Origin of the sequence: Pseudomonas sp. Irchel s3b6 (assembly GCF_900187415.1) — a bacterium.
In the GTDB taxonomy this organism is placed as follows: Bacteria; Pseudomonadota; Gammaproteobacteria; order Pseudomonadales; family Pseudomonadaceae; genus Aquipseudomonas.
In genome coordinates this window covers 130,812-152,354 of record NZ_FYDM01000005.1, presented here as the reverse complement: position 1 = coordinate 152,354, position 21,543 = coordinate 130,812, and the positions used below count along the sequence as shown (strand labels likewise).

At 59.6% G+C, this 21,543-nt stretch carries 25 protein-coding genes; 12 read left to right on the top strand and 13 right to left on the bottom strand.

Annotation, left to right across the window (positions count from 1 at the left end; all coding sequences use genetic code 11):
* Positions 1 to 17: 17 nt before the first annotated feature.
* From CKW07_RS11305 to cysN, 4 genes are all read left to right on the top strand, one after another.
* On the top strand, positions 18 to 776 hold the full coding sequence (locus tag CKW07_RS11305; RefSeq protein ID WP_095144977.1) for a Nif3-like dinuclear metal center hexameric protein: 759 nt from the start codon (positions 18 to 20) through the stop codon (positions 774 to 776).
* Between the two features lie 188 nt (positions 777 to 964).
* Positions 965 to 1,882 (top strand): sulfate adenylyltransferase subunit CysD, encoded by a 918-nt coding sequence (cysD, locus tag CKW07_RS11300; protein WP_095144976.1) that lies wholly within the window; start codon positions 965 to 967, stop codon positions 1,880 to 1,882.
* Positions 1,883 to 1,934: 52 nt separating this feature from the next.
* Positions 1,935 to 2,276: a four helix bundle protein gene (locus tag CKW07_RS11295; RefSeq protein ID WP_095144975.1), complete on the top strand. Its 342-nt coding sequence runs from the start codon at positions 1,935 to 1,937 to the stop codon at positions 2,274 to 2,276.
* A 53-nt stretch (positions 2,277 to 2,329) separates the two neighbouring features.
* Positions 2,330 to 4,228 carry a sulfate adenylyltransferase subunit CysN gene (gene cysN / locus CKW07_RS11290; RefSeq protein ID WP_095144974.1) on the top strand — a complete coding sequence of 633 codons (1,899 nt, stop codon included), beginning with the start codon at positions 2,330 to 2,332 and terminating at the stop codon, positions 4,226 to 4,228.
* Positions 4,229 to 4,348: 120 nt separating this feature from the next.
* On the opposite strand, the gene CKW07_RS11285 is transcribed toward cysN, so the two are convergent.
* The 3 genes from CKW07_RS11285 to CKW07_RS11275 are packed head-to-tail and all read right to left on the bottom strand — an operon-like array spanning position 4,349 to position 7,749.
* Positions 4,349 to 5,251 carry an acyltransferase gene (locus tag CKW07_RS11285; RefSeq protein ID WP_095144973.1) on the bottom strand — a complete coding sequence of 301 codons (903 nt, stop codon included), beginning with the start codon at positions 5,249 to 5,251 and terminating at the stop codon, positions 4,349 to 4,351.
* Complete coding sequence (pta, locus tag CKW07_RS11280; RefSeq protein ID WP_095145129.1) at positions 5,252 to 7,351, bottom strand: phosphate acetyltransferase; 2,100 nt, start codon at positions 7,349 to 7,351, stop codon at positions 5,252 to 5,254.
* Between the two features lie 59 nt (positions 7,352 to 7,410).
* Entirely contained in the window at positions 7,411 to 7,749 is a 339-nt protein-coding gene (locus tag CKW07_RS11275; protein ID WP_095145128.1) for a DUF3565 domain-containing protein, read from the bottom strand.
* Here CKW07_RS11275 and CKW07_RS11270 point away from each other — a divergent pair.
* The 3 genes from CKW07_RS11270 to CKW07_RS11260 all read left to right on the top strand — a co-directional run bounded on the left by CKW07_RS11270 (position 7,718) and on the right by CKW07_RS11260 (position 10,121).
* Positions 7,718 to 8,203, top strand: coding sequence for a peptidylprolyl isomerase (locus CKW07_RS11270; protein ID WP_095077829.1), 486 nt, complete (start codon positions 7,718 to 7,720; stop codon positions 8,201 to 8,203). The two genes, CKW07_RS11275 and CKW07_RS11270, sit on opposite strands and share 32 nt — an antisense overlap.
* Before the next feature lie 132 nt (positions 8,204 to 8,335).
* Positions 8,336 to 8,818, top strand: coding sequence for a glutathione peroxidase (locus tag CKW07_RS11265; RefSeq protein ID WP_095144972.1), 483 nt, complete (start codon positions 8,336 to 8,338; stop codon positions 8,816 to 8,818).
* 199 nt (positions 8,819 to 9,017) lie between these two features.
* On the top strand, positions 9,018 to 10,121 hold the full coding sequence (locus tag CKW07_RS11260; RefSeq protein ID WP_095144971.1) for an NADH:flavin oxidoreductase: 1,104 nt from the start codon (positions 9,018 to 9,020) through the stop codon (positions 10,119 to 10,121).
* Positions 10,122 to 10,204: 83 nt separating this feature from the next.
* Here CKW07_RS11260 and CKW07_RS11255 read toward each other — a convergent pair whose 3' ends face one another.
* Positions 10,205 to 11,380 (bottom strand): glycosyltransferase family 1 protein, encoded by a 1,176-nt coding sequence (locus CKW07_RS11255; RefSeq protein WP_095144970.1) that lies wholly within the window; start codon positions 11,378 to 11,380, stop codon positions 10,205 to 10,207.
* Positions 11,381 to 11,443: 63 nt separating this feature from the next.
* Positions 11,444 to 12,199: a sulfate transporter CysZ gene (gene cysZ / locus CKW07_RS11250; RefSeq protein WP_095144969.1), complete on the bottom strand. Its 756-nt coding sequence runs from the start codon at positions 12,197 to 12,199 to the stop codon at positions 11,444 to 11,446.
* Positions 12,200 to 12,511: 312 nt separating this feature from the next.
* Between cysZ and trxB the strand changes: the two genes are divergently transcribed.
* The gene (trxB, locus tag CKW07_RS11245; protein ID WP_095144968.1) at positions 12,512 to 13,468 is read left to right on the top strand and encodes a thioredoxin-disulfide reductase; all 957 of its coding nucleotides are present in this window, start codon (positions 12,512 to 12,514) and stop codon (positions 13,466 to 13,468) included.
* 116 nt (positions 13,469 to 13,584) lie between these two features.
* Here trxB and CKW07_RS11240 read toward each other — a convergent pair whose 3' ends face one another.
* The 6 genes from CKW07_RS11240 to CKW07_RS11215 all read right to left on the bottom strand — a co-directional run bounded on the left by CKW07_RS11240 (position 13,585) and on the right by CKW07_RS11215 (position 16,623).
* Positions 13,585 to 13,923, bottom strand: coding sequence for a HopJ type III effector protein (locus CKW07_RS11240; RefSeq protein ID WP_095144967.1), 339 nt, complete (start codon positions 13,921 to 13,923; stop codon positions 13,585 to 13,587).
* Positions 13,916 to 14,212: a DUF1244 domain-containing protein gene (locus tag CKW07_RS11235; protein ID WP_095077800.1), complete on the bottom strand. Its 297-nt coding sequence runs from the start codon at positions 14,210 to 14,212 to the stop codon at positions 13,916 to 13,918. Before CKW07_RS11235 ends, CKW07_RS11240 begins: the two co-directional genes overlap by 8 nt.
* A gap of 97 nt (positions 14,213 to 14,309) precedes the next feature.
* Positions 14,310 to 14,681 carry a dihydroneopterin triphosphate 2'-epimerase gene (gene folX / locus CKW07_RS11230; RefSeq protein WP_095077796.1) on the bottom strand — a complete coding sequence of 124 codons (372 nt, stop codon included), beginning with the start codon at positions 14,679 to 14,681 and terminating at the stop codon, positions 14,310 to 14,312.
* A gap of 2 nt (positions 14,682 to 14,683) precedes the next feature.
* Positions 14,684 to 15,241 carry a GTP cyclohydrolase I FolE gene (gene folE, locus CKW07_RS11225; protein ID WP_095144966.1) on the bottom strand — a complete coding sequence of 186 codons (558 nt, stop codon included), beginning with the start codon at positions 15,239 to 15,241 and terminating at the stop codon, positions 14,684 to 14,686.
* A gap of 21 nt (positions 15,242 to 15,262) precedes the next feature.
* Entirely contained in the window at positions 15,263 to 15,973 is a 711-nt protein-coding gene (folM, locus tag CKW07_RS11220; RefSeq protein WP_095144965.1) for a dihydromonapterin reductase, read from the bottom strand.
* A gap of 80 nt (positions 15,974 to 16,053) precedes the next feature.
* Positions 16,054 to 16,623, bottom strand: coding sequence for an antibiotic biosynthesis monooxygenase (locus CKW07_RS11215; protein WP_095144964.1), 570 nt, complete (start codon positions 16,621 to 16,623; stop codon positions 16,054 to 16,056).
* Positions 16,624 to 16,834: 211 nt separating this feature from the next.
* On the opposite strand from CKW07_RS11215, the gene CKW07_RS11210 reads away from it, so the two are divergent.
* Positions 16,835 to 17,791, top strand: coding sequence for a MerR family transcriptional regulator (locus tag CKW07_RS11210; protein ID WP_095144963.1), 957 nt, complete (start codon positions 16,835 to 16,837; stop codon positions 17,789 to 17,791).
* Between the two features lie 3 nt (positions 17,792 to 17,794).
* On the opposite strand, the gene CKW07_RS11205 is transcribed toward CKW07_RS11210, so the two are convergent.
* A complete protein-coding gene (locus CKW07_RS11205; RefSeq protein ID WP_095144962.1) occupies positions 17,795 to 18,400 on the bottom strand; it encodes a hypothetical protein in 606 nt (201 codons plus the stop codon).
* A gap of 63 nt (positions 18,401 to 18,463) precedes the next feature.
* Positions 18,464 to 18,928 carry a PAS domain-containing protein gene (locus tag CKW07_RS11200; RefSeq protein WP_095144961.1) on the bottom strand — a complete coding sequence of 155 codons (465 nt, stop codon included), beginning with the start codon at positions 18,926 to 18,928 and terminating at the stop codon, positions 18,464 to 18,466.
* A 151-nt stretch (positions 18,929 to 19,079) separates the two neighbouring features.
* On the opposite strand from CKW07_RS11200, the gene CKW07_RS11195 reads away from it, so the two are divergent.
* The 3 genes from CKW07_RS11195 to CKW07_RS11185 all read left to right on the top strand — a co-directional run bounded on the left by CKW07_RS11195 (position 19,080) and on the right by CKW07_RS11185 (position 21,438).
* Positions 19,080 to 19,535, top strand: coding sequence for a flavodoxin (locus CKW07_RS11195; RefSeq protein ID WP_095144960.1), 456 nt, complete (start codon positions 19,080 to 19,082; stop codon positions 19,533 to 19,535).
* Positions 19,536 to 19,752: 217 nt separating this feature from the next.
* Positions 19,753 to 20,535 carry a class II aldolase/adducin family protein gene (locus CKW07_RS11190; RefSeq protein WP_095144959.1) on the top strand — a complete coding sequence of 261 codons (783 nt, stop codon included), beginning with the start codon at positions 19,753 to 19,755 and terminating at the stop codon, positions 20,533 to 20,535.
* The gene (locus tag CKW07_RS11185; protein WP_095144958.1) at positions 20,536 to 21,438 is read left to right on the top strand and encodes an alpha/beta fold hydrolase; all 903 of its coding nucleotides are present in this window, start codon (positions 20,536 to 20,538) and stop codon (positions 21,436 to 21,438) included.
* Positions 21,439 to 21,543 lie beyond the last annotated feature (105 nt).

The window sequence follows — 21,543 nt, the reverse complement described above, 5'->3', positions numbered from 1 at the left end:
ATATTTAGGAGTCTTTTATGGCCGTTGCCCTGAGCACCCTGGTAGAAGAAGCGGATCGCTACCTCAGCAGTTCGAAGATTTCCGATTATTGCCCCAACGGCCTGCAAGTCGAAGGTCGGCCGCAGGTCATGCGCATCGTCAGCGGCGTCACGGCCAGCCAGGCCTTGCTCGATGCCGCAGTCGAGGCCAAGGCCGACCTGGTGCTGGTCCACCACGGTTATTTCTGGAAGGGCGAGAACCCCTGCATCACCGGCATGAAGCAGCGCCGGCTCAAGACCCTGCTCAAGCACGATATCAGCCTGTTGGCCTATCACTTGCCGCTGGATTTGCACCCGGATGTGGGCAACAACGTGCAACTGGCTCGCCAACTGGATATCACCGTGGAAGGTCCGCTGGACCCGGATAACCTCAAGGTGGTCGGGTTGGTGGGCTCGCTGGCCGAACCCATGACCGCGCGCGACTTCGCCCGTCATGTGCGGGACGTCATGGGCCGTGAACCCTTGCTGATCGAAGGTCGCGAGATGATTCGGCGTGTGGGCTGGTGCACCGGCGGCGGCCAGGGCTACATCGACCAGGCGGTGCAAGCCGGCGTCGATTTGTACCTCAGTGGCGAGGCGTCCGAGCAAACCTTCCACAGCGCTCGCGAGAATGGCATCAGCTTTATCGCGGCCGGCCATCACGCCACCGAGCGCTATGGCGTGCAGGCACTGGGGGAATACCTGGCGCGGCGGTTCGCCCTGGAGCATATCTTCATTGATTGCCCGAATCCGATTTGAGGGTGTTCAGCGCTTCACTGAACACCACGATTCAACGATGAGGGCGAGCCTCGGACGCCAGAACGCGCAGGCATATTCATATGCCCTTTCGATCTAGTTGGCGTCCTGATTAGACGATGACGCTGTGCTAGGATCCTCGCTCGAACACGGCCCGCTGGCCGTTCATAAGAAAGCTTTCGTGAGTAGCCATGGTCGACAAACTGACGCATCTGAAACAGCTGGAGGCGGAAAGCATCCACATCATCCGCGAGGTGGCCGCCGAGTTCGACAACCCGGTGATGCTGTACTCCATCGGTAAAGACTCCGCCGTGATGCTGCACCTGGCACGCAAGGCATTCTTCCCGGGCAAGCTGCCGTTTCCGGTGATGCACGTCGACACCCAATGGAAGTTCCAGGAGATGTACAGCTTTCGCGACAAGATGGTCGAAGAGCTGGGCCTGGACCTGATTACCCACGTCAACCCCGAAGGCGTGGCGCAAGGCATCAACCCCTTCACCCACGGCAGTGCCAAGCACACCGATATCATGAAGACCGAAGGCCTGAAGCAGGCCCTGGACAAGCATGGTTTCGACGCAGCCTTCGGCGGCGCCCGTCGCGATGAGGAGAAATCCCGCGCCAAAGAGCGCGTGTACTCGTTCCGCGACAGCAAGCACCGCTGGGACCCGAAAAACCAGCGTCCGGAGCTCTGGAACGTCTACAACGGCAAGGTCAACAAAGGCGAGTCGATCCGCGTATTCCCGCTGTCGAACTGGACTGAACTGGACATCTGGCAATACATCTACCTGGAAGGCATCCCGATCGTCCCGCTGTACTTTGCCGCCGAGCGTAACGTCATCGAGAAGAACGGTACGCTGATCATGATCGACGACGAGCGCATCCTCGAGCACCTGAGCGACGAAGACAAAGCCCGCATCGTCAAGAAGAAAGTGCGTTTCCGTACCCTTGGTTGCTACCCGTTGACGGGCGCGGTGGAGTCCGAGGCCGAAAGCCTTACGGACATCATTCAGGAAATGCTCCTGACGCGAACTTCCGAGCGCCAGGGCCGGGTCATCGATCACGATGGCGCCGGCTCCATGGAAGACAAAAAACGGCAAGGATACTTTTAAGCTGCAAGCGGCAAGTTAGAAGCTGCAAGCAAATCAAAAGCAGGTGATCGAAATGGATTTCGAGAAACTCTTGGTTTGGCAAAGAGCAAAAGTGTTGACGGTGAGTGTGTACAAGGAAATGGCTACATGCCCTGACCTTGTATTCAAAAGTCAGATTACGCGCTCTGCGCTCTCTATCCCGAGCAATATTGCTGAAGGTATGGAGCATTTCACTGCTAGAGATAAATGTCGTTTTCTGAGGATCGCCAAGGCCTCCTGTGGGGAGCTGCGAACCCAGCTGATGATCGGCAGTGAGATCGCGTATGTCGCTGAGCCTCTGGCAGCAGTTTGGATTATAGAAACCCGTGAGCTTTCAAAAATGCTGAACGGGTTGATCAATAGAATTTCTGACTAGCTGTACGCCGACAAGCTTGCCGCTTGAAGCTTACAGCTTGGAGCTTAAACCCAATGAGCCATCAATCTGATTTGATCAGCGAGGACATCCTCGCCTACCTGGGCCAGCACGAGCGCAAAGAACTGCTGCGCTTTCTGACCTGCGGCAACGTCGACGACGGCAAGAGCACCCTGATCGGGCGCCTGCTGCACGACTCCAAGATGATCTACGAAGACCATCTGGAAGCCATTACCCGCGACTCGAAAAAAGTCGGTACTACGGGCGATGATATCGACCTGGCATTGCTGGTCGACGGCCTGCAGGCCGAGCGCGAGCAAGGCATCACCATCGATGTTGCCTACCGCTATTTCTCCACCGCCAAACGCAAATTCATCATCGCCGACACCCCCGGCCATGAGCAGTACACCCGTAACATGGCGACCGGTGCTTCCACCTGTGACCTGGCGATCATCCTGGTCGATGCCCGTTATGGCGTGCAGACCCAGACCCGTCGCCACAGCTTCATCGCCTCCCTGCTGGGCATCAAGCACATCGTCGTGGCCATCAACAAGATGGACCTCAAGGACTTCGACCAGGGTGTGTTCGAGTCGATCAAGGCCGATTACCTGGCGTTTGCCGAAGGCCTGAAGATGAAGCCCACCAGCATGCACTTCGTGCCGATGTCGGCCCTCAAGGGCGACAACGTGGTGAACAAGTCCGAGCGCTCGCCGTGGTACACCGGCCAGTCGCTGATGGAGATCCTCGAGACCGTGGAAGTGGCGGGTGATCGTAACTTCACCGACCTGCGTTTCCCGGTGCAGTACGTCAACCGTCCGAACCTGAACTTCCGTGGTTTTGCCGGCACCCTGGCCAGCGGCATCGTCAAGAAGGGCGACGAAGTCGTGGTGCTGCCTTCGGGCAAGAGCAGCCGCGTGAAATCCATCGTCACCTTCGAAGGTGAGCTGGAGCACGCCGGTCCCGGTCAGGCCGTCACCCTGACCATGGAAGACGAGATCGATATCTCCCGTGGTGACCTGTTGGTGCATGCCGACAGTGTGCCTCCGGTCACCGACCACTTCGAAGCGATGCTGGTGTGGATGGCTGAAGAGCCGATGCTGCCGGGCAAGAAGTACGACATCAAGCGCGCCACCAGTTATGTGCCAGGTTCCATTGCCAGCATCGTCAACAAGGTCGACGTGAACACCCTGGAAGAAGGTCCGGCCAGCGCGTTGCAGCTGAACGAAATCGGCAAGGTCAAGATCGCGCTCGACGCGCCGATTGCCCTCGACGGTTACGAGAGCAACCGCACGACCGGCGCGTTCATCATCATCGACCGCTTGACCAATGGCACGGTGGGCGCCGGCATGATCGTCGCCCAGCCTCTGGCTCACGGCAGTAGCACGCACCATGGCAAGTTGGCTCATGTAGCGACCGAAGAGCGTGCCCAGCGCTTCGGCCAACAACCGGCCACCGTCCTGTTCAGCGGCTTGTCGGGAGCCGGCAAAAGTACCTTGGCCTATGCAGTTGAACGCAAGCTGTTCGACATGGGGCGCGCAGTGTTTGTGCTCGATGGCCAGAACCTGCGCCATGACCTGAACAAAGGCCTGCCACAGGACCGCGCCGGACGCACCGAGAACTGGCGTCGAGCGGCTCACGTCGCGCGTCAGTTCAACGAGGCTGGTTTGCTGACCCTGGCAGCGTTCGTTGCGCCCGATGCTGAAGGGCGCGAGCAGGCCAGGGCATTGATCGGCAGTGATCGTTTACTGACGGTGTATGTACAGGCTTCGCCGACCGTTTGTGCCGAACGCGATCCACAAGGTCTGTATGCCGCCGCTGGCGACAACATTCCGGGCGACTCTTTCCCGTATGACGTGCCGCTGGACGCCGACCTTGTGGTCGACACCCAGTCGCTGTCGCTGGAAGAAAGCGTCAAGCAGGTGCTGGATCTGCTGCGCAAGTGTGGCGCGATCTGAGGCAGGAGCCGCGATAAGCTTTCAGCTTCAAGCGGCAAGTAAAAGCCCGCAGGCGAGTGATCGTCTGCGGGTTTTTTTGCGTCTGGTTGAGCTTCGTCGTGAGCAGGCACAGACAGGGTATTACTTGGCGGGATACTCGCGGTGCATCTGTTCCAGCAACGCATCCTTGTCTTGCCACAGCTGGTTGATCCAACCCTGGAACTGCAGGCGGTACTCACCATCCTGCTCGTAGTTCTTGCCGATGAATGACGCCGGGATCTGCAGTTCCTGAAAGTGCACCACCACGTCTTTCACGTTGCCGCATAACAGGTCCCAGAAGCCCGGGCGTCCGGCCGGGTAGTGAATGGTCACGTTGATGATGGACTCCAGCTGTTCGCCCATGGCGTCCAGTACAAACGCAATGCCGCCGGCCTTTGGCTTGAGCAGGTAGCGAAACGGTGACTGCTGCTGTGCGTGCTTGCCCGGGGTAAAGCGCGTGCCTTCGGCGAAGTTGAAAATACCCACCGGGTTGTTGCGAAACTTCGCGCAGGTCTTGCGGGTGGTTTCCAGGTCTTTGCCTTTCTTTTCCGGGTGCTTGTCCAGGTAGGCCTTGGAATAACGCTTCATGAACGGGAAGTCCAGCGCCCACCAGGCTACGCCAATCACGGGTACCCAGATCAGTTCCTGCTTGAGGAAGAATTTCAGCGGACGAATGCGGCGGTTGAGTACGTACTGCAGCACCAGAATGTCGACCCAGCTCTGGTGGTTGCTGGTGACCAGGTAGGAGTGCTGATAGTCCAGGCCCTCAAGGCCGCTGAGATGCCAGCGGGTATGGCCGATCAGGTTCATCCAGGCTTTGTTGTTGCTGATCCAGGCCTCGTGGGTATGGTTCATCAGCCAGTGGCTGAAGCGTTGGGTGAGGGCGAATGGCAACACCTTGAAGAGCGCGACGCCGAACAGAAACGAGCACAACAACAGGGTGTTCAGCGCCAGTAGCAACGAGGCGATCACGCCCCGTACGGCTGCGGGTAGAAAATCCAGCATTCAAAGATCCATAGGTCGGTTGGCGGCTTGAATCGCCGTCAGGGCGATGGTGTAGACGATGTCGTCGACCTGGGCGCCGCGCGGCAAGTCATTCACCGGTTTGCGCAGGCCTTGCAGCATGGGGCCAAGGCTGACGCAGTCAGCGCTACGTTGCACGGCCTTGTGGGTGGTGTTGCCGGTGTTCAGGTCCGGGAAAATGAACACCGTTGCCCGGCCTGCCACCTGGCTGTTCGGCGCCAATTGCCGCGCCACTGTTTCGTTGGCCGCAGCGTCGTATTGCAGGGGCCCGTCGATCAACAGCGAGTTCTGCGCTTCATGGGCCAGCAAGGTGGCTTCACGGACTTTTTCCACTTCTTCGCCGCTGGCCGACTCACCGCTGGAATAGCTGAGCATGGCCACCCGTGGCGTGATGCCGAAGGCGGCGGCGGAGTCGGCGCTTTGCAGGGCGATCTCGGCCAGTTCGCTGGCGCTCGGATGGGGGTTCATGATGCAGTCGCCGTAGACCAGTACTTCCTCCGGGAACAGCATGAAAAACACCGACGACACCAGGGTGCAGCCCGGCGCCGTTTTAATCAGCTGCAGGGCCGGGCGAATGGTATTGGCGGTGGAGTGAATGACCCCGGACACCAGCCCGTCGACTTCATCGAGCGCCAGCATCATGGTGCCGATCACCACGGTGTCTTCCAGTTGCTGCTCGGCCATGGGCGCGTTGAGGCTCTTGGTCTTGCGCAGTGCGACCATCGGCTCGACGTAGTGCTGGCGGATCAGGTCCGGATCGAGAATCTCCAGGCCTTCAGGCAACTCGATGCCCTGGGCGCGGGCGACGGCTTGCACATCTTCAGGCTTGGCCAGCAAGACGCAGCGGGCGATACCGCGCGCCTGGCAAATGGCTGCCGCCTGCACGGTCAACGGCTCGCTGCCTTCGGGCAGGACGATGCGCTTGTTGGCGGCCTGGGCGCGCTGGATCAATTGATAGCGGAACACCGCGGGCGACAGGCGCATTTCCCGCGGGGTGCCACAGCGTTGGTGCAGCCAGTCAGCGTCCAGGTGGCTGGCGACGAAATCGGTGATGATCTCCGCGCGCTCGCGGTCGTCGATCGGGATTTCCTTGTTCAGGCCGTTCAACTGATTGGCGGTGTCGTAGGAGCCGGTGCTGACCGACAGTACGGGCAAGCCTGCCTGCAAGGCGCCGCGGCACAGGTCCATGATCCGAGGGTCGGGCAGGGTGTCACTGGTCAGCAGCAAGCCGGCCAGCGGCACGCCGTTGATGGCGGCCAGGCTGACGGCCAGGATGATGTCGTCACGGTCGCCGGGCGTCACCACCAGTACGCCGGGCTTGAGCAGTTCCACCGTATTGCGCATGGTGCGCGCGCAAATGATGATTTTGGTCATGCGCCGGGTTTCGTAGTCGCCGGCGTTGAGCACCTGGGCGCCCATCAGGTCGGCGACGTCGCGAGTGCGTGGCGCGTTGAGCTCCGGCTGGAATGGAATGCAGCCGAGCAAGCGGAAATCGCCACTGCGCAACAATGGCGAGTGTTCTTTCAGGCGCGCGGCGAAGGCCTCCATGCTTTCGTCGGTTTTGACCTTGTTGAGGATCACGCCCAGGACTTTCGGGTCTTTCGGGCCACCGAACAATTGCGCCTGCAACTCGACCCGGCCGGACAGCTCGGTGAGCACTTCGTTTTCCGGCGCCGACACCAGTATCACCTCGGCATCCAGACTCTTGGCCAAATGCAGGTTGACCCGGGCGGCATAGCTGGCACTGCGGGTCGGTACCATGCCCTCGACGATCAGGACGTCCTTGCCGACAGCGGCTTGCTGGTACAGGGTGATGATTTCTTCCAGCAGCTCATCGAGCTGACCGTCGCCGAGCATCCGCTCGACGTGGGCCAAGCCCAGCGGTTGGGGTGGCTTGAGGCCGTGGGTGCGGGCCACCAGTTCGGTGGAGCGTTCCGGTCCGGTGTCGCCGGGGTGGGGCTGGGCAATCGGCTTGAAGAAGCCGACTTTCAGCCCCGCTCGCTCGAGGGTACGCACCAGTCCGAGGCTGATGGAGGTCAGGCCCACGCCAAAATCGGTGGGTGCGATAAAAAAAGTTTGCATGCGGATTCTCTGAAGGTGCATGGCAATGGCGATCATTCATGCCTGACGATCTGCCTGAATCAAACGCCAAGGTTATCGCTAACCGGGCCTTGAACGCACCAACCGCAGGCAAAGGGCTGACCTATTTTTTCAATACGTTGCACGGGGTCGAGCACCCAGGCCCTGGTTTGCCAGGGGGGTTGATGGCGCAGGTGCTGGGTGTGCCCACAAGACAGCTCGGCTACCCAGTGTCCGTCCTCGTCCTGATGGAAACCGGTAATCGTCGATGAACTCGAAGCGGGCCGTTTATCCGGGATCTGTTCGCTTTCGGGCGTTTGCTTCGCTAAACTTACCCATTCTTTATTCTTATGCAAAAGGTCTCGCCCCATGCTGATCGCCGCCAATAAGGCTGTCTCCATCGACTATACCCTGACCAACGACGCTGGTGAGGTCATCGACAGCTCTGCCGGCGGCGCACCGCTGGTTTACCTGCAAGGCGCAGGCAACATCATTCCAGGCCTGGAAAAAGCCCTGGAAGGCAAAGCGGTCGGTGACGAACTGACTGTTGCCGTAGAACCGGAAGATGCCTACGGCGAATACGCGGCCGAACTGGTCAGCACCCTGAGCCGCAGCATGTTCGAAGGCGTTGACGAACTGGAAGTGGGCATGCAGTTCCACGCTTCCGCGCCAGACGGCCAAATGCAGATCGTCACCATCCGTGATCTGGACGGCGACGACGTGACCGTTGACGGCAACCACCCGTTGGCCGGCCAGCGCCTGAACTTCCAGGTCAAGATCATCGACATCCGTGACGCCAGCCAGGAAGAAATCGCCCATGGTCACATCCATGGCGAAGGTGGTCATCACCACTGATTTCTGCGCTAAGCTCAGATAACTGGAGAGGCGCCCGAGGGCGCCTTTTTAGTCGGTGGCCGTTACCGGTCATCGGTGTTTGCGCGGTTGCTGGCCTGTTTCGAGAAAAACACGGGATATCTGGAGTACGTCATGAGTGCTTTTCACGACCTTACATTAAAAGCGTTGGATGGCCAGGCGTTGCCTCTGGCGCCCTTCAAGGGGCACGTCGTGCTGGTGGTCAACGTCGCCTCCAAGTGTGGTCTGACGCCACAGTACGCTGCGCTGGAAAACCTTTATCAGCAGTACAAGGCCAAAGGTTTCAGCGTACTGGGCTTGCCGTGCAACCAGTTTGCCGGGCAGGAGCCGGGCACGGAAGACGAGATCAAGACGTTCTGCAGCCTCAACTACGGCGTGAGCTTTCCGTTGTCCAGCAAGCTGGAAGTCAACGGCCATGAGCGTCATCAGTTGTATCGCCTGCTGGCGGGCGAGGGGGCCGAATTTCCCGGTGATATCACCTGGAATTTCGAAAAATTCCTGATGGGCAAGGACGGTCGCGTGCTGGCGCGTTTCTCGCCACGCACCGCGCCGGATGATCCGACGGTCATCCAGGCCATCGAAAAAGCCCTCGCTTGATCCCTTTTTGCAGGAGCTGACTTGCCTGCGATCACGTGTTGTTGATCGCCGCAAGACACCAGGGGCCGCTTCGGCCCTCTAGCTCCTGCCAATCCGTTCTGTCTTTTTAGCTTAATCACTGCAATCAATAGTGCTGTTCAGCACCTAGTGGTCTCCATATTATCGCCGTCATAAATATCGCGTCCCTGTGGAGTGCCGCATGCCCGTCAAAGCCTTGTTCAAACCGTTCAACCTCGGCGCGCTGGAACTGCCGACCCGCGTGGTCATGGCACCGATGACCCGTTCGTTCTCCCCAGGCGGTGTGCCGAACTCAAAAGTGATCGAGTACTACCGCCGTCGCGCGGCGGCCGGTGTGGGCCTGATCATCACCGAGGGCACCACGGTGGGTCACAAGGCATCCAACGGCTACCCCAACGTTCCACATTTCTATGGCCAGGCCGCGCTGGCCGGCTGGAAGAAAGTGGTCGATGCCGTGCACGCTGAAGGCGGCAAGATCGTTCCGCAACTCTGGCATGTGGGCAGTGTGCGGCGCATCGGCACCGAGCCGGACGCCAGTGTGCCGGGCTACGGTCCGTCGGAAAAAATCAAGGAAGGTCAGGTCGTGGTGCATGGCATGACCCGACAGGACATTCAGGACGTGATCGCGGCATTTGCCCAGGCTGCCAGGGATGCACAGGGCATCGGCATGGACGGCGTGGAAATTCATGGTGCCCACGGCTACCTGGTCGACCAGTTCTTCTGGGAAGGCAGCAACCAGCGCACCGACGAATACGGTGGCAGCTTGGCCAACCGTTCGCGTTTCGCCATCGAACTGGTCCAGGCCGTGCGTGCCGCGGTCGGCGAAGGCTTCCCGATCATCTTCCGCTTTTCCCAGTGGAAGCAGCAGGATTACACCGCGCGGTTGGTGCACACCCCTGAGGCGCTGGGTGAATTCCTGCAGCCGTTGTCGGATGCCGGCGTGGATATTTTCCACTGCTCGACTCGGCGTTTCTGGGAGCCGGAGTTCGATGGCTCTGAACTGAACCTGGCCGGCTGGACCCGCAAGCTGACCGGCAAGCCGACCATCACGGTTGGCAGCGTTGGCCTGGACGGCGAGTTCCTGCAGTTCATGGTCAACACCGACAAAGTCGCGCAGCCTGCCAGCCTGGAGAAACTGCTGGAGCGTCTGAACAACGATGAGTTCGATCTGGTGGCCGTGGGCCGCGCCTTGCTGGTCGATCCGGACTGGGCGCGGAAAGTACGTGATGGCCGTGAAGAGGACATCCTGCCGTTCAGTCGCGAAGCGTTGATGACGCTGGTTTAAGCGGCGGCCCGCTCACACCATCACGGGCCAGCCCGCTCCTGCAGGATGACAAGGTCCAATGTGGGAGCAGGCTCGCCATGGCCTTACGGCAAGGTCGGTGCATTCGGTACCACCAACTCCCCCGCACACGCACCGCGCAACTGACTTTCAAACTGCTCGATGATCGTCGTCCACCCTTGGCGGCTCGCGTGCTGACGTGCATTCAGGCGTATGCAGCGCAGGGCCTCCGCTTCCTCCAACAGCCAGCCAGCGGCATCGCAAAAAGCGTCTTCATCCCCCGGCATCGCCACGACACCGTTGTAGCCATGGCGAATGTGCTGGGCCGCGGCGGCCTGATCGTAGGCCACCACCCCAAGGCCGGAGGCCAGCGCTTCCAGTACGACATTGCCGAAGGTTTCGGTCAGGCTCGGGAACACGAAAATGTCCCCGGATGCATAGTGGCAGGCCAAGGCTTCACCGCGTTGTGAGCCGCAGAAGATCGCTTCAGGCATATCCTTTTCCAGTGCGGCGCGCTGTGGTCCGTCACCGACCACGATCAATTTCATCCGGCGCTGTGGATAAGTTGATTGCAGGTGTTGGTAGCAGCGTTTGAGCAACCCCAGGTTTTTTTCCGGGGCCAACCGGCCCACGTGAATCACCGCGATATCGTCATTGGCCAGCCCCCAGCTTTCCCGTAGAGAGCCCAGGCGTTTGGTCGGGTGGAACAACTGGCTGTCGACTCCCCGGGACAACAGCGCCAGGCGCTCGAAGTGCCGACGCTCCAGTTCCAGTCGCTGGCTGGCGCTGGGCACCAGCGTCAGTTGGGAGCGGTTATGGAACCAGCGCAGGTAGTGCGTCAGCAGCCGGGTCAACAGCCCGAGGCCGTACTGGCTGGAGTACTGCTGGAAATTGGTGTGGAAACCGCTGACCGCGGCAATGCCCAATCGCCGTGCTGCCCGCAAGGCAGACAAGCCCAATGGCCCCTCGGTGGCAATGTAGAGCACGTCCGGGCGCTGACGCTTCCAGCGCCTGAGCAGTTTGTGCATCGACGATTGGCCCCATTGCAGCCCCGGGTATCCGGGCAGCGGCCAGCCTCGGCAGAGCAACAGCTCGTCATCACTGGCTCGGGCCTGATCGTCAGCCTGGCGCGGTCGCACCAGTTCGATCTGGTGCCCACGCGCGCGCAATCCATCGCACAAGCGGCCAAGGGTATTGGCCACACCGTTGATTTCGGGTGGAAAGGTTTCGGTGATCAGGGTGATGTGCAGGGCTGTCGTCATGGCCTCAGTGTCGGCTGAGGCCGTGTCGTCATTGTGTCAGCGCGATGACGAATTCATGAAGGGTCAGCCTTGTTTGGCCACCAGGTTTTCCGCGCCGCGCTCGCGCACCCAGAACAGCGTCGCCCCGGCTACGGCCGCGGGCATCATCAGGATATTGACCACGGGAATCAGCAGCACCAGGTAAACGCTGCCGCCAAAGCCCATGCTCTGCCAGCGTTTCTCGCGCAGCCAGGCGAGCATCTCGTTCCAGCCCAGCTTGTGGTTGTCCGCCGGGTAGTCGATGTACTGGATCGCCATCATCCACACGCCGAAGATCAGCCACAGCGGTGCGGCAATCAGGTTGAGCACCGGGATGAACGACAGAATGAACAGCGCCAGCGCCCGAGGCAGGAAGTAGCCTAGTTTGCGCATCTCGCGGGCGAGGGTACGCGGGATCATGGCGACCAGTTCGCCCCAGCTGAAGGCCGGGAAATCGTCGGTACCACGCACTACCACTTCAACCTTCTCCGCGAGAAATCCGTTGAAGGGGGCAGCGATCACGTTGGCCAGCATGGTGAAGCTGAAAAACACCATCAACACCACCAGCACCACGAACAGTGGCCAGAGCACATAACTGAGAAAGCTCAGCCAGTCGGGCAGGGAGGGCATCAAGGTGTCGACCCACAGACTGAACTGATGGCTGGCCAGGTAGATCAATCCGACGAACAGCACCAGGTTGATGGCCAGTGGCAACAGCACAAACAAGCGCAGGCCAGGACTCAGGATCAGCTTGAGGCCTTCGCGCAGGTATTGCGGGCCGGACAGAACGGGGGCGGGCATAGTGTGCTCCGAGCAATGAGAAACGCGCCGACCTTACCGGCTTTGCCCGGCAGGCGAAAGCACGGTAACGGTATCGACATTAACTGTAACAAAGGCGCCTATAGATGCAGCTCCAGCATATAGAGACCGCCTATGAGCTGGATTGTTAAACCGTATTTCCTTAATCTTCGCCTCCTCGATACGCTGCACCCATTATTTTTCAGGGCTGTCCCACTATGGCGCTTCCCCAAGCGTCGGCACGGTCCTTTTTTATTCCAGCCGGCAATCCGGCATCCGCGCCAGGTAGTACCGGCCGGTCGATAGGAGTGAGTCATGTCTGATGTACGTCATTCGCGAGTGATTATTCTCGGTTCCGGCCCTGCCGGTTACAGCGCTGCGGTCTATGCTGCCCGCGCTAACCTCAAGCCGTTGCTGATCACTGGCATGCAGGCGGGTGGTCAGTTGACCACCACCACCGAAGTCGACAACTGGCCGGGCGACGTTCACGGCCTGACCGGCCCGGCGCTGATGGAGCGGATGAAAGAGCACGCCGAGCGTTTTGAGACCGAAATCGTTTTCGATCACATCAATGCCGTCGACTTTGCTGCCAAGCCGTACACCCTGACCGGCGACAGCGCTACTTACACCTGTGACGCCCTGATCATCGCCACCGGCGCCAGCGCTCGCTACCTGGGCCTGCCGTCGGAAGAGACCTTCATGGGCAAAGGCGTTTCGGCCTGCGCGACCTGCGACGGTTTCTTCTACCGCAACAAGCCAGTGGTCGTGGTCGGCGGCGGCAACACCGCTGTTGAAGAAGCCCTGTACCTGGCCAACATCGCCAGCAAGGTGACCCTGATCCACCGCCGCGAAACCTTCCGCGCCGAGAAGATCCTGATCGACAAGCTCAATGCCCGGGTTGCCGAAGGCAAGATCGAGCTGAAGCTGAACGCGACCCTGGACGAAGTGCTGGGCGACAACATGGGCGTGACCGGTGCCCGCCTGAAAAACAACGACGGCAGCTTCGACGAAGTGAAAGTCGACGGTGTGTTCATCGCCATCGGCCATACCCCGAACACATCGCTGTTCGAAGGCCAGTTGACCCTCAAGGACGGTTATCTGGTGGTGCAGGGCGGTCGTGAAGGCAATGCGACTGCTACCAGTCTCGAAGGTATCTTCGCCGCCGGCGACGTGGCTGACCACGTTTACCGTCAGGCGATCACCTCGGCGGGCGCCGGCTGCATGGCTGCACTGGACGCAGAGCGTTACCTGGACGATCTGCAGAACGCTTGATTGCGCGAGCGTTGAAATGAAAAAAACCGGCCAAGGCCGGTTTTTTCATGCCCGCGATTGCACGGGCAATGAAGCGCTTGCTATGGGAGCGGGAAAGCCCGCTTCCATAGGGAGAATCAGCGGCGCGCCAGTGGCTGCTGCGTGAACTTCACACCCGCCAGGCCATGGGCAATCAGTGCCCGGATGTTGCCGTGATCACTGCCTTCAGGCGTCGCCACCACCGAGCGGTAGTGTTCGCCAAATGCCAGCAGTGCCTCTTTATCGCTCAAGCCTTCCAGCAGGGCCAGGCCCAGGGTCTTGCACGAACCTTCGTTCTGCCCGGCGGCGTTTTCCACGCCACCGTTGTTGAAGGCCTGTGGCTGGTAGTCGTAGCCTTCGGCAATGAACGCCAGGGTATCGGCGAAAGCGTGTTCGCCGCTGTTCAGGCTGGCGCGCAGGGTGTTCAGGTCAGTCATGGGTTTTTCCTTTGGCGAACGCCGCTTGTTGCTCGGCGCTGGCTTCTTGCTGGTATTGGGCTTTCCACTCGGCATAGGGCATGCCGTAGACCACTTCACGGGCATCGTCGAGGCTGACCTCGATCTGGCGTTCGTCAGCGGCGGCCTTGTACCACTTGGACAGGCAGTTGCGGCAGAATCCCGAGAGGTTCATCAGGTCGATGTTCTGCACGTCCTTGCGGCTGTCCAGGTGGGCAACCAGCCGGCGGAAAGCGGCGGCTTCAAGTTCCAGGCGTTGTTGGTCGGTCATAGGTCTCTCTGAGACAGCTTCAAGCGGCAAGCTTCAAGCTGCAAGATATGGATTACGTTGGCTTCTAGCTTAAAGCTTACGGCTTGTAGCTCAAAGCTCAGCGGCTTGCCGCGAGGGTGATCGACACCGACTCGGCAAAGCGCAGGGCGTGGGGTTTGTCGACTTCGACCTCGGCGTAGAGCACGCTCTGGTTGGCCATGACCAGGTCCAGCAACTCCTGGGTCAGGCGTTCGAGCAGCGCAAACCGGTTACCTTCCACGTGGGCGATGATCGCTTTGGTGATGGTGCGGTAGTTGAGCGCGTGATCGATGTCGTTATCGCGTACCGCGTCTTGGGCGGCATACAGGATCGTCAGGTTGATCAGGATGTCCTGCTTGTTGAGGATTTCATCCTCATTGATCCCGATGAAGGTCCGCAGACACAGGTCCTTGACCCGGATGCGGGCCATTCCTGGTTGAAGTTGTGGCATTGCTACTTGCTCCGTCCAATCAATTGCAGGAATTCTTGGCGGGTGGTGCTCGACTCGCGAAAGGCGCCGAGCATCACCGAGGTATTCATGATCGAATTCTGTTTCTCGACGCCGCGCATCATCATGCACATGTGCTGGGCCTCGATCACCACCGCAACACCGGCGGCGCCGGTCACACGCTGCACCGCCTCGGCGATTTCCCGGGTGAGGTTTTCCTGGATCTGCAAGCGCCGGGCGAACATGTCGACGATGCGCGCGATCTTCGACAGGCCCAGCACTTTGCCGGTAGGAATATAAGCGACATGGGCCTTGCCGATGAAGGGCAGCAGGTGATGTTCGCAGAGTGAGTAGAGCTCGATGTTGTCGACGATGATCATTTCATCATTGTCAGAGGCGAACAGCGCACCGTTGACGATCTCTTCGACACTTTGCGCATAACCGTGACACAGGTATTGCATGGCCTTGGCCGCGCGCAGCGGGGTGTCGAGCAGGCCTTCACGGTCGGGGTCTTCACCCAGGCCGATCAGGATCTCACGGTAGTGCTGGGGCAATAACGTCATGGAACATCCTCGCGGGGCGGCTTACTTGACGTGCCGTCCGCCGTTGACGGTCAGGGTCGTGCCGGTGACATAAGGGTTGTCCAGCAAATAGCGCAGGCTCTGGTAGATCACTTCGGCACCGGGCTCGATGCCCAGCGCGGACTTGGCCAGTGCCTTGGCGCGGTAGGCAGCATCGTCGTCGGGGTTGAACATTAGCAGGGCGGGGGCGATGCCGTTGACCTTGATCTTCGGGGCGTATTTTGCCGCGAACGAAAGGGTCAGGCTGTCGAGCCCCGCTTTGCTGGCGCAGTAGGCGATGTGCTTGCTGCTGCCCTTGCGCGTGACATCGTCGCTGATGTGCACGATGTCCGCCGGGGTGGAACGCTCCAGCAAGTCGGCACAGTGCAGGTTGATCAGATAAGGCGCCAGCATGTGCACGCTGAACATCCGGGTAAATGCGCTCGCTTCGGTGTCAGGCGTTTCCGCCAGCCAGGCGGAGGCGTTATGCACGATGGCGCGCAAACAGTGGGTGTGCTGTTTCAGTTCGCTGATAAAGGCCAGGATCCCGGATTCGCTGGAGAAGTCCGCGAACAGCGTGATCGCCCCCAGGTCGCGCAGGGTTTGCACGCCGGGGCGTTCACTGCGGTAGCTGACGATCACCGGTTGACCGTCTTCGAGCAGCCGTTTGGCGCAATGCAGCCCGACACGCTGGCTGGCGCCGGTGATGAGGATCGGGGCAAGGGAGGGGGGCATGGGCGGCTCGCATGGCGGGTATGGCAAAACTATACCAGCGACGAGCCTTGCAAACCTATGCCAAGCGCATCGGTGGGGGATCAGCGATTCTGCGTGGAGGGCTCGGTGGGCAACGACCGCACAGGCGTGCTGTTCAACCAGCCGGCCAGCAGGCGGGTCGACAATGGAATGAAGAGGTAGACCATCAGCGGAGTCAGGGCCAGGGTGCTGACGAGCACGCGGGGCAGCATGCTCATGTCGTTGAGCAATGGGCCGAGGACAACGTTGAACAGCAGCGAGACCGGGAAAAACGCCAGCCAGATCGCCACGGCCTGTTTCCAGCGCGGGGGACGTTGCCCGATGGCACCGAACCAACCGTCGATGCCACTGACGCGATGCTCGGATGGGTGGGCAAACAGGTCGCTGCCGCGCCCCAGCCACGTGGTGCGCGAGACGGAATGTTCCCAGGCGTGCAGGGTTTTCTCGTCGGCAAAGCGGAAGATGATCTGGAATTCGTCATCGTCGGGCGGCGGAGCGAGCACGCCAGAGCCCAGATAGCCGGGGAAGTCGGTGGCCAGTTGTTCGCCTTCGCGCAACCAGGCGATCAGGTCCTGATAGCGCCCATTGGCAACGCGACGCGCCACCATCAGGGTGACCGGTGAGGTAGACATTTTGTATCTCCATAATGACGCGCACGCGACTCCGGGTAGGAGGTGTGCAAAACGCAGCACCGGGGGTAGAGGGCTGCGCTTACAAATGTGCAAGAATTATTCCTGATTGTGCGGAAAACACCAACGATAGTCGTCGAATGCCACAGGCTTGAATGTCGAGGGCACTGAGAGATAAGGTAAGACTCAACTTGACAAGGATGTCTGCGCGCCCATGGTAGATACAGAGCCTCCCGAGCCTTTATTGGCTGCTCTTGCCGTCAGTCAGGAGCAATTGTTCCCTATTCGTGAAGTGGCGCGCCTGACAGGTGTCAACCCGGTAACCCTGCGTGCCTGGGAGCGGCGCTATGGCTTGATTCAGCCGACTCGCACCGAAAGCGGGCATCGACTGTACTCAATGACCGATATCGAGCAGATTCGCAGCATTCTTGGCTGGATCGGCCGGGGTGTGGCGGTCAGCAAGGTAGGGCGGATTCTGACCCAAAATCGTGCAACCCGGGTTGTGTCGAAGTTCATCCCGGATGAACTGGTCCAGGCCGATTATGCCCAGTGGCAAACCCAGATCAAGGCTGCGCTGAGTCATTTCGATGATGTCGAACTGGGGCGTATCTACGGTCAGGTCTTTTCCACCTACTCACTGATTGTGGTGTTTCAGGACATCTTCATGCCTCTCTGGAGGCAGTCACTGCAACAGAAAGACGTCTTCGGACAAACCAGCGAGTGGGTGATGCTCGACGAGTTCCTGCGCTCCAGGCTGCTCCAGCGTCTGGTTATGTTGCGCGGTTCGCGGCCGGTGCGGGTTGCTGTGGCTGCAATCGAAGGGCATTGCCATGAGGTTGAGTTGCTGTTGGCAGCGTTGTACCTGAGCTGCGAGCGCATGGGCGTCAGGGTGCTGGCGTTGGGCAAACCCTTCGATGAACTGACCCTGGTCTGTGAAAAAATCCAGCCCCAGGCACTGGTGCTGGTTTCCAATCGGGCGCCGACACCGGACTTTGCTCGTCGTCTGAATCGCCTGGCAATGAGCCTGGATTGCCGTCTGCTATTGGCCGGCGATGCGTCGGACCTGGCACAGGACAGCCTGGCCGGGTCGTCCATTGGTTGCCTGGGTAGCGAAGGCGGGCTGATGCAACAGCGTCTGCAGCGGTTCCTGGTGGGAACGCTCGATACCTGATGCTCAGGTGTGCAGGGCAGGGTGGGTCAGGCGGTGTTGCTGAAGGATGTACTGACGCAACCGTTCGGTTTCGTCCTTGTCGCCCTGGTTGAGCCGATAGGCGTAGTAACCGTGTTCGGTTTCCCGCTCGAAGGTGCCGCGCAGGGCGATACGCTCATAACCTGAAGGGCTGAACCACAGCGCGAAGCTTTTTGGTGGCTTGGTGCGGTTGCGCACTTCCAGCAAGATCCCCTTGAACGACACTTCATGCACCCACAGCGCGCCCGGCTGGCCTTTGGCGTTTTCCAGCGCAACCGGCTCTTCAAGCACCAGGCGCCACGGGCGAACCATGGGGCCGTCCTCATAGATACTCGGTACGCCCAGGCGCAAATGCAGCGCATGAAACTCGTCTTCGACCAAGTGCAGGGGGAAGGTCATCTGCTGGTTTTCAAACTGTGCCTGGATGGTCACTTGCTCGTGCGCTGCCAGGCGAGTCAGCAGGTCGCGAATTTGGGCGCCCCCATTCACCAGCAGGCTCGACGTCGCATCACGCACGTTGAGCTGCGGGTTGTGTTGCATCATCTGGATGAAATCGAGTTCATCCTGAGTCAGAAGGGCATCGCGGTGCATGGTTTACTCGAAAGATATAATTACAAAGTCATTGGTGATTGTAGTTAGTGACCATTGATTCGTTCACTTGTTTTGACCGTTGGTCGTATTGAGCGCCCGCAATTGGGCTTTCAATGTGCTCAACTCGGCTTCCAGTTGTTCGACCCGCAGTTGGGCCTTGACTTGGGTCGTGACGTTTTTTTGTACACCGACGAAATATGTCTGCTTGTCGCTTTCGTTGTACACCGTTGAAAGCGACAGTTCATTCCAGAACGGTGTGCCATCCTTGCGGTAGTTGCGCAGGACCTCGCGACAGGAGCCGCCGTTTTTCAGCGTTTCACGGATACTGCCCAAGGCGCACTGATCGCGATCTCCAGACTGGAGAAAACGACAGTCCTGATAGAGGATTTCTTCAGCGCTGTAACCGGTAAGCTTTTCGAAGGCCGGATTCACGTAGATCAGGATGTTGTCTTCGCCTTCCCTTTCGGCAATCACGATTCCATCGTTTGAAGCGTTGATCACCAATTGCAGCAATTGAGCATTGATCATCGAAGAGTCCTTTCTGCGTTGAGTGTGCGTTGCATTCTATGACAGGCTGGGAAACTGTCCACTGGCTATCATCGCTGATTGAGAGTCAATCGTAGTTTTTTTGTGTCAGCTGTTAGTATTCCGGTTTTCACTCAGATTCAGGATCAGATTGATGAAAGTCGCCATCCTTTCCGGCTCGGTGTACGGCACGGCTGAAGAAGTCGCCCGACATGCGGCCAAGCTACTCAATGCGGCGGGGTTCGAGACCTGGCATAACCCGCGCGCGACCTTGGCGGATATTCAGGCATTTGGTCCTGAAGCGTTTCTGGCGGTGACCTCGACCACCGGCATGGGCGAGCTGCCAGACAACCTGCAACCTTTGTACTCGATGATTCGCGATACGTTGCCAGCGGCCTGGCGCGGTTTGCCGGGCGCGGTGATCGGTCTGGGCGATGCCAGTTACGGTGATACCTTCTGCGGTGGCGGTGAACAGATGCGCGAGCTGTTCGGCGAACTCGGGGGGCGTGAAGTGCTGCCCATGTTGCGCCTGGACGCCAGTGAAAGTGTGACCCCCGAAACGGATGCCGAACCTTGGCTGAGTGAGCTGATCAGCGCACTGCGCGGTTGACCGGACGCTCGCGCGACTATGCAGGGCAGCGCGACCAGACGCCGTTCGCCGGGGGCCCTGCTCAAGTGGGTGTCGTGACATGGATCACGACCCAGTCGACTGGAAAATGTACTGACTCGTTAGGTCATTAAGCTGGCTGCCAATGCAACTACCCGAATGCCGATAGCTGACTAGACTGTTTTCACATGTTGAGAATAATAAGAACTGAGGTCTTGCCGTGAGCGCAGCCCCCGCAGCATCAACCCCGAATGTCAAAGATCAGGTCAGCGCCACCGAGTGGCAGACGCGAGTGGATCTGGCCGCCTGTTATCGGCTAGTGGCCCTGCATGGCTGGGATGATCTGATCTTCACCCACATTTCGGCCAAGGTACCGGGCACCGAAGATTTCCTGATCAATCCGTTCGGGATGATGTTCCACGAAATCACCGCTTCGAGCCTGGTCAAGGTCGATCAGGCCGGCAACAAGCAGATGGACAGTCCGTACGAGATCAACCCCGCCGGCTACACCATCCATAGCGCGGTGCACGAAGTGCGTCACGACGTGGCGTGCGTGCTGCATACCCACACCGCGGCAGGCGTAGCGGTTTCTGCGCAAAAGCAAGGCGTGCTGCCGATCAGTCAGCAATCGTTGTTTGTCCTCTCCAGCCTGGCGTATCACGCCTATGAAGGTGTCGCGCTCAACCATGAGGAGAAGACGCGACTGCAAGCGGACCTTGGACAAAACCATTTCCTGATGCTGCACAACCACGGCCTGCTGACCTGTGGCAGCACGATCGCCGATACGTTTTTGATGATGTTCACCTTTCAGCGTGCCTGCGATATCCAGGTGCTTGCGCAGAATGGCGGGGCCGAGTTGATTGCCATCGAACCGCAGATTCTCGCCGGCGCCCGCGCGATGATTGCCGGCGTGACCAAAAGTGCTCAAGGAATGGGCGGCGCGCTGGCCTGGCCTGCGTTGCTGCGCAAACTCGATCAACAATACCCGGGCTACAGACTCTAAATGTCTCTCGCCGAAATCCCGTTATGCGTCTGGCGCAAACGTAGCCAGAGCTTTGTGTTCCGTGGCCAGACCATCCGCTATTGGGTGGCCGGACAGGGTGAACCCTTGCTGCTGATCCACGGCTTTCCCACCGCCAGTTGGGATTGGCACTACCTGTGGCAGCCCTTGGCCCAGCGCTATCGGGTGATTGCTTGTGACATGCTCGGTTTTGGCGACTCGGCGAAACCCCTCGGCCATGAATACTGTCTGCTGGAGCAGACAGACCTGCAGCAGGCACTACTGATTCATTTAGGCATCGATCAACCCGTGCATCTACTGGCCCACGATTATGGGGACAGCGTGGCGCAGGAGTTACTGGCCCGGCACGAAGAGGATCGAGCTGAGATTGCCAGTTGCGTGTTCCTCAACGGCGGGCTGTTTCCCGAGACTCATCGGCCGGTGCTCATGCAGAAATTGTTGCTCAGCCCCTTGGGCTGGATGATCGGGCGGGCCTTTACGCGAGATACCCTGGTCAAGAGTTTTCGGCAGATCTTCGGTCCCCGGTCCCGCCTCAGTGAAAGCGAGCTGGACGATTTCTGGAGTTTGATCAACAGCAACAATGGGCCGCGTATCCTGCATAAGCTGATCGCCTATGTGCCGCAACGCCGTGCACTGCGCAATCGCTGGGTACGCGCCATGCAGACGGGAGAGGTTGCGCTACGGGTGATTGACGGTGAAGCCGACCCGGTGTCGGGCGGACACATGGTCGAACGCTACCGGGCGCTGATTGCCAATCCGGACACCGTGTTGCTGCAAGGCATTGGTCATTACCCGCAGATTGAAGCGCCGGTGCAGGTGCTCAAGCACTACCTGGCCTTTCGTGAGCATCTGAATTCCCTGGCGTTGAAAGTCGCCTGTTCCTGATCCCCTGATCGCCTGGCACACCGTTCGATCATCCCCCTGCCTTATCGTCCACCATTCAGCTCCAGCCCACTTGATTGTGAGTGCATGCCGTGTGGCTGACACTCG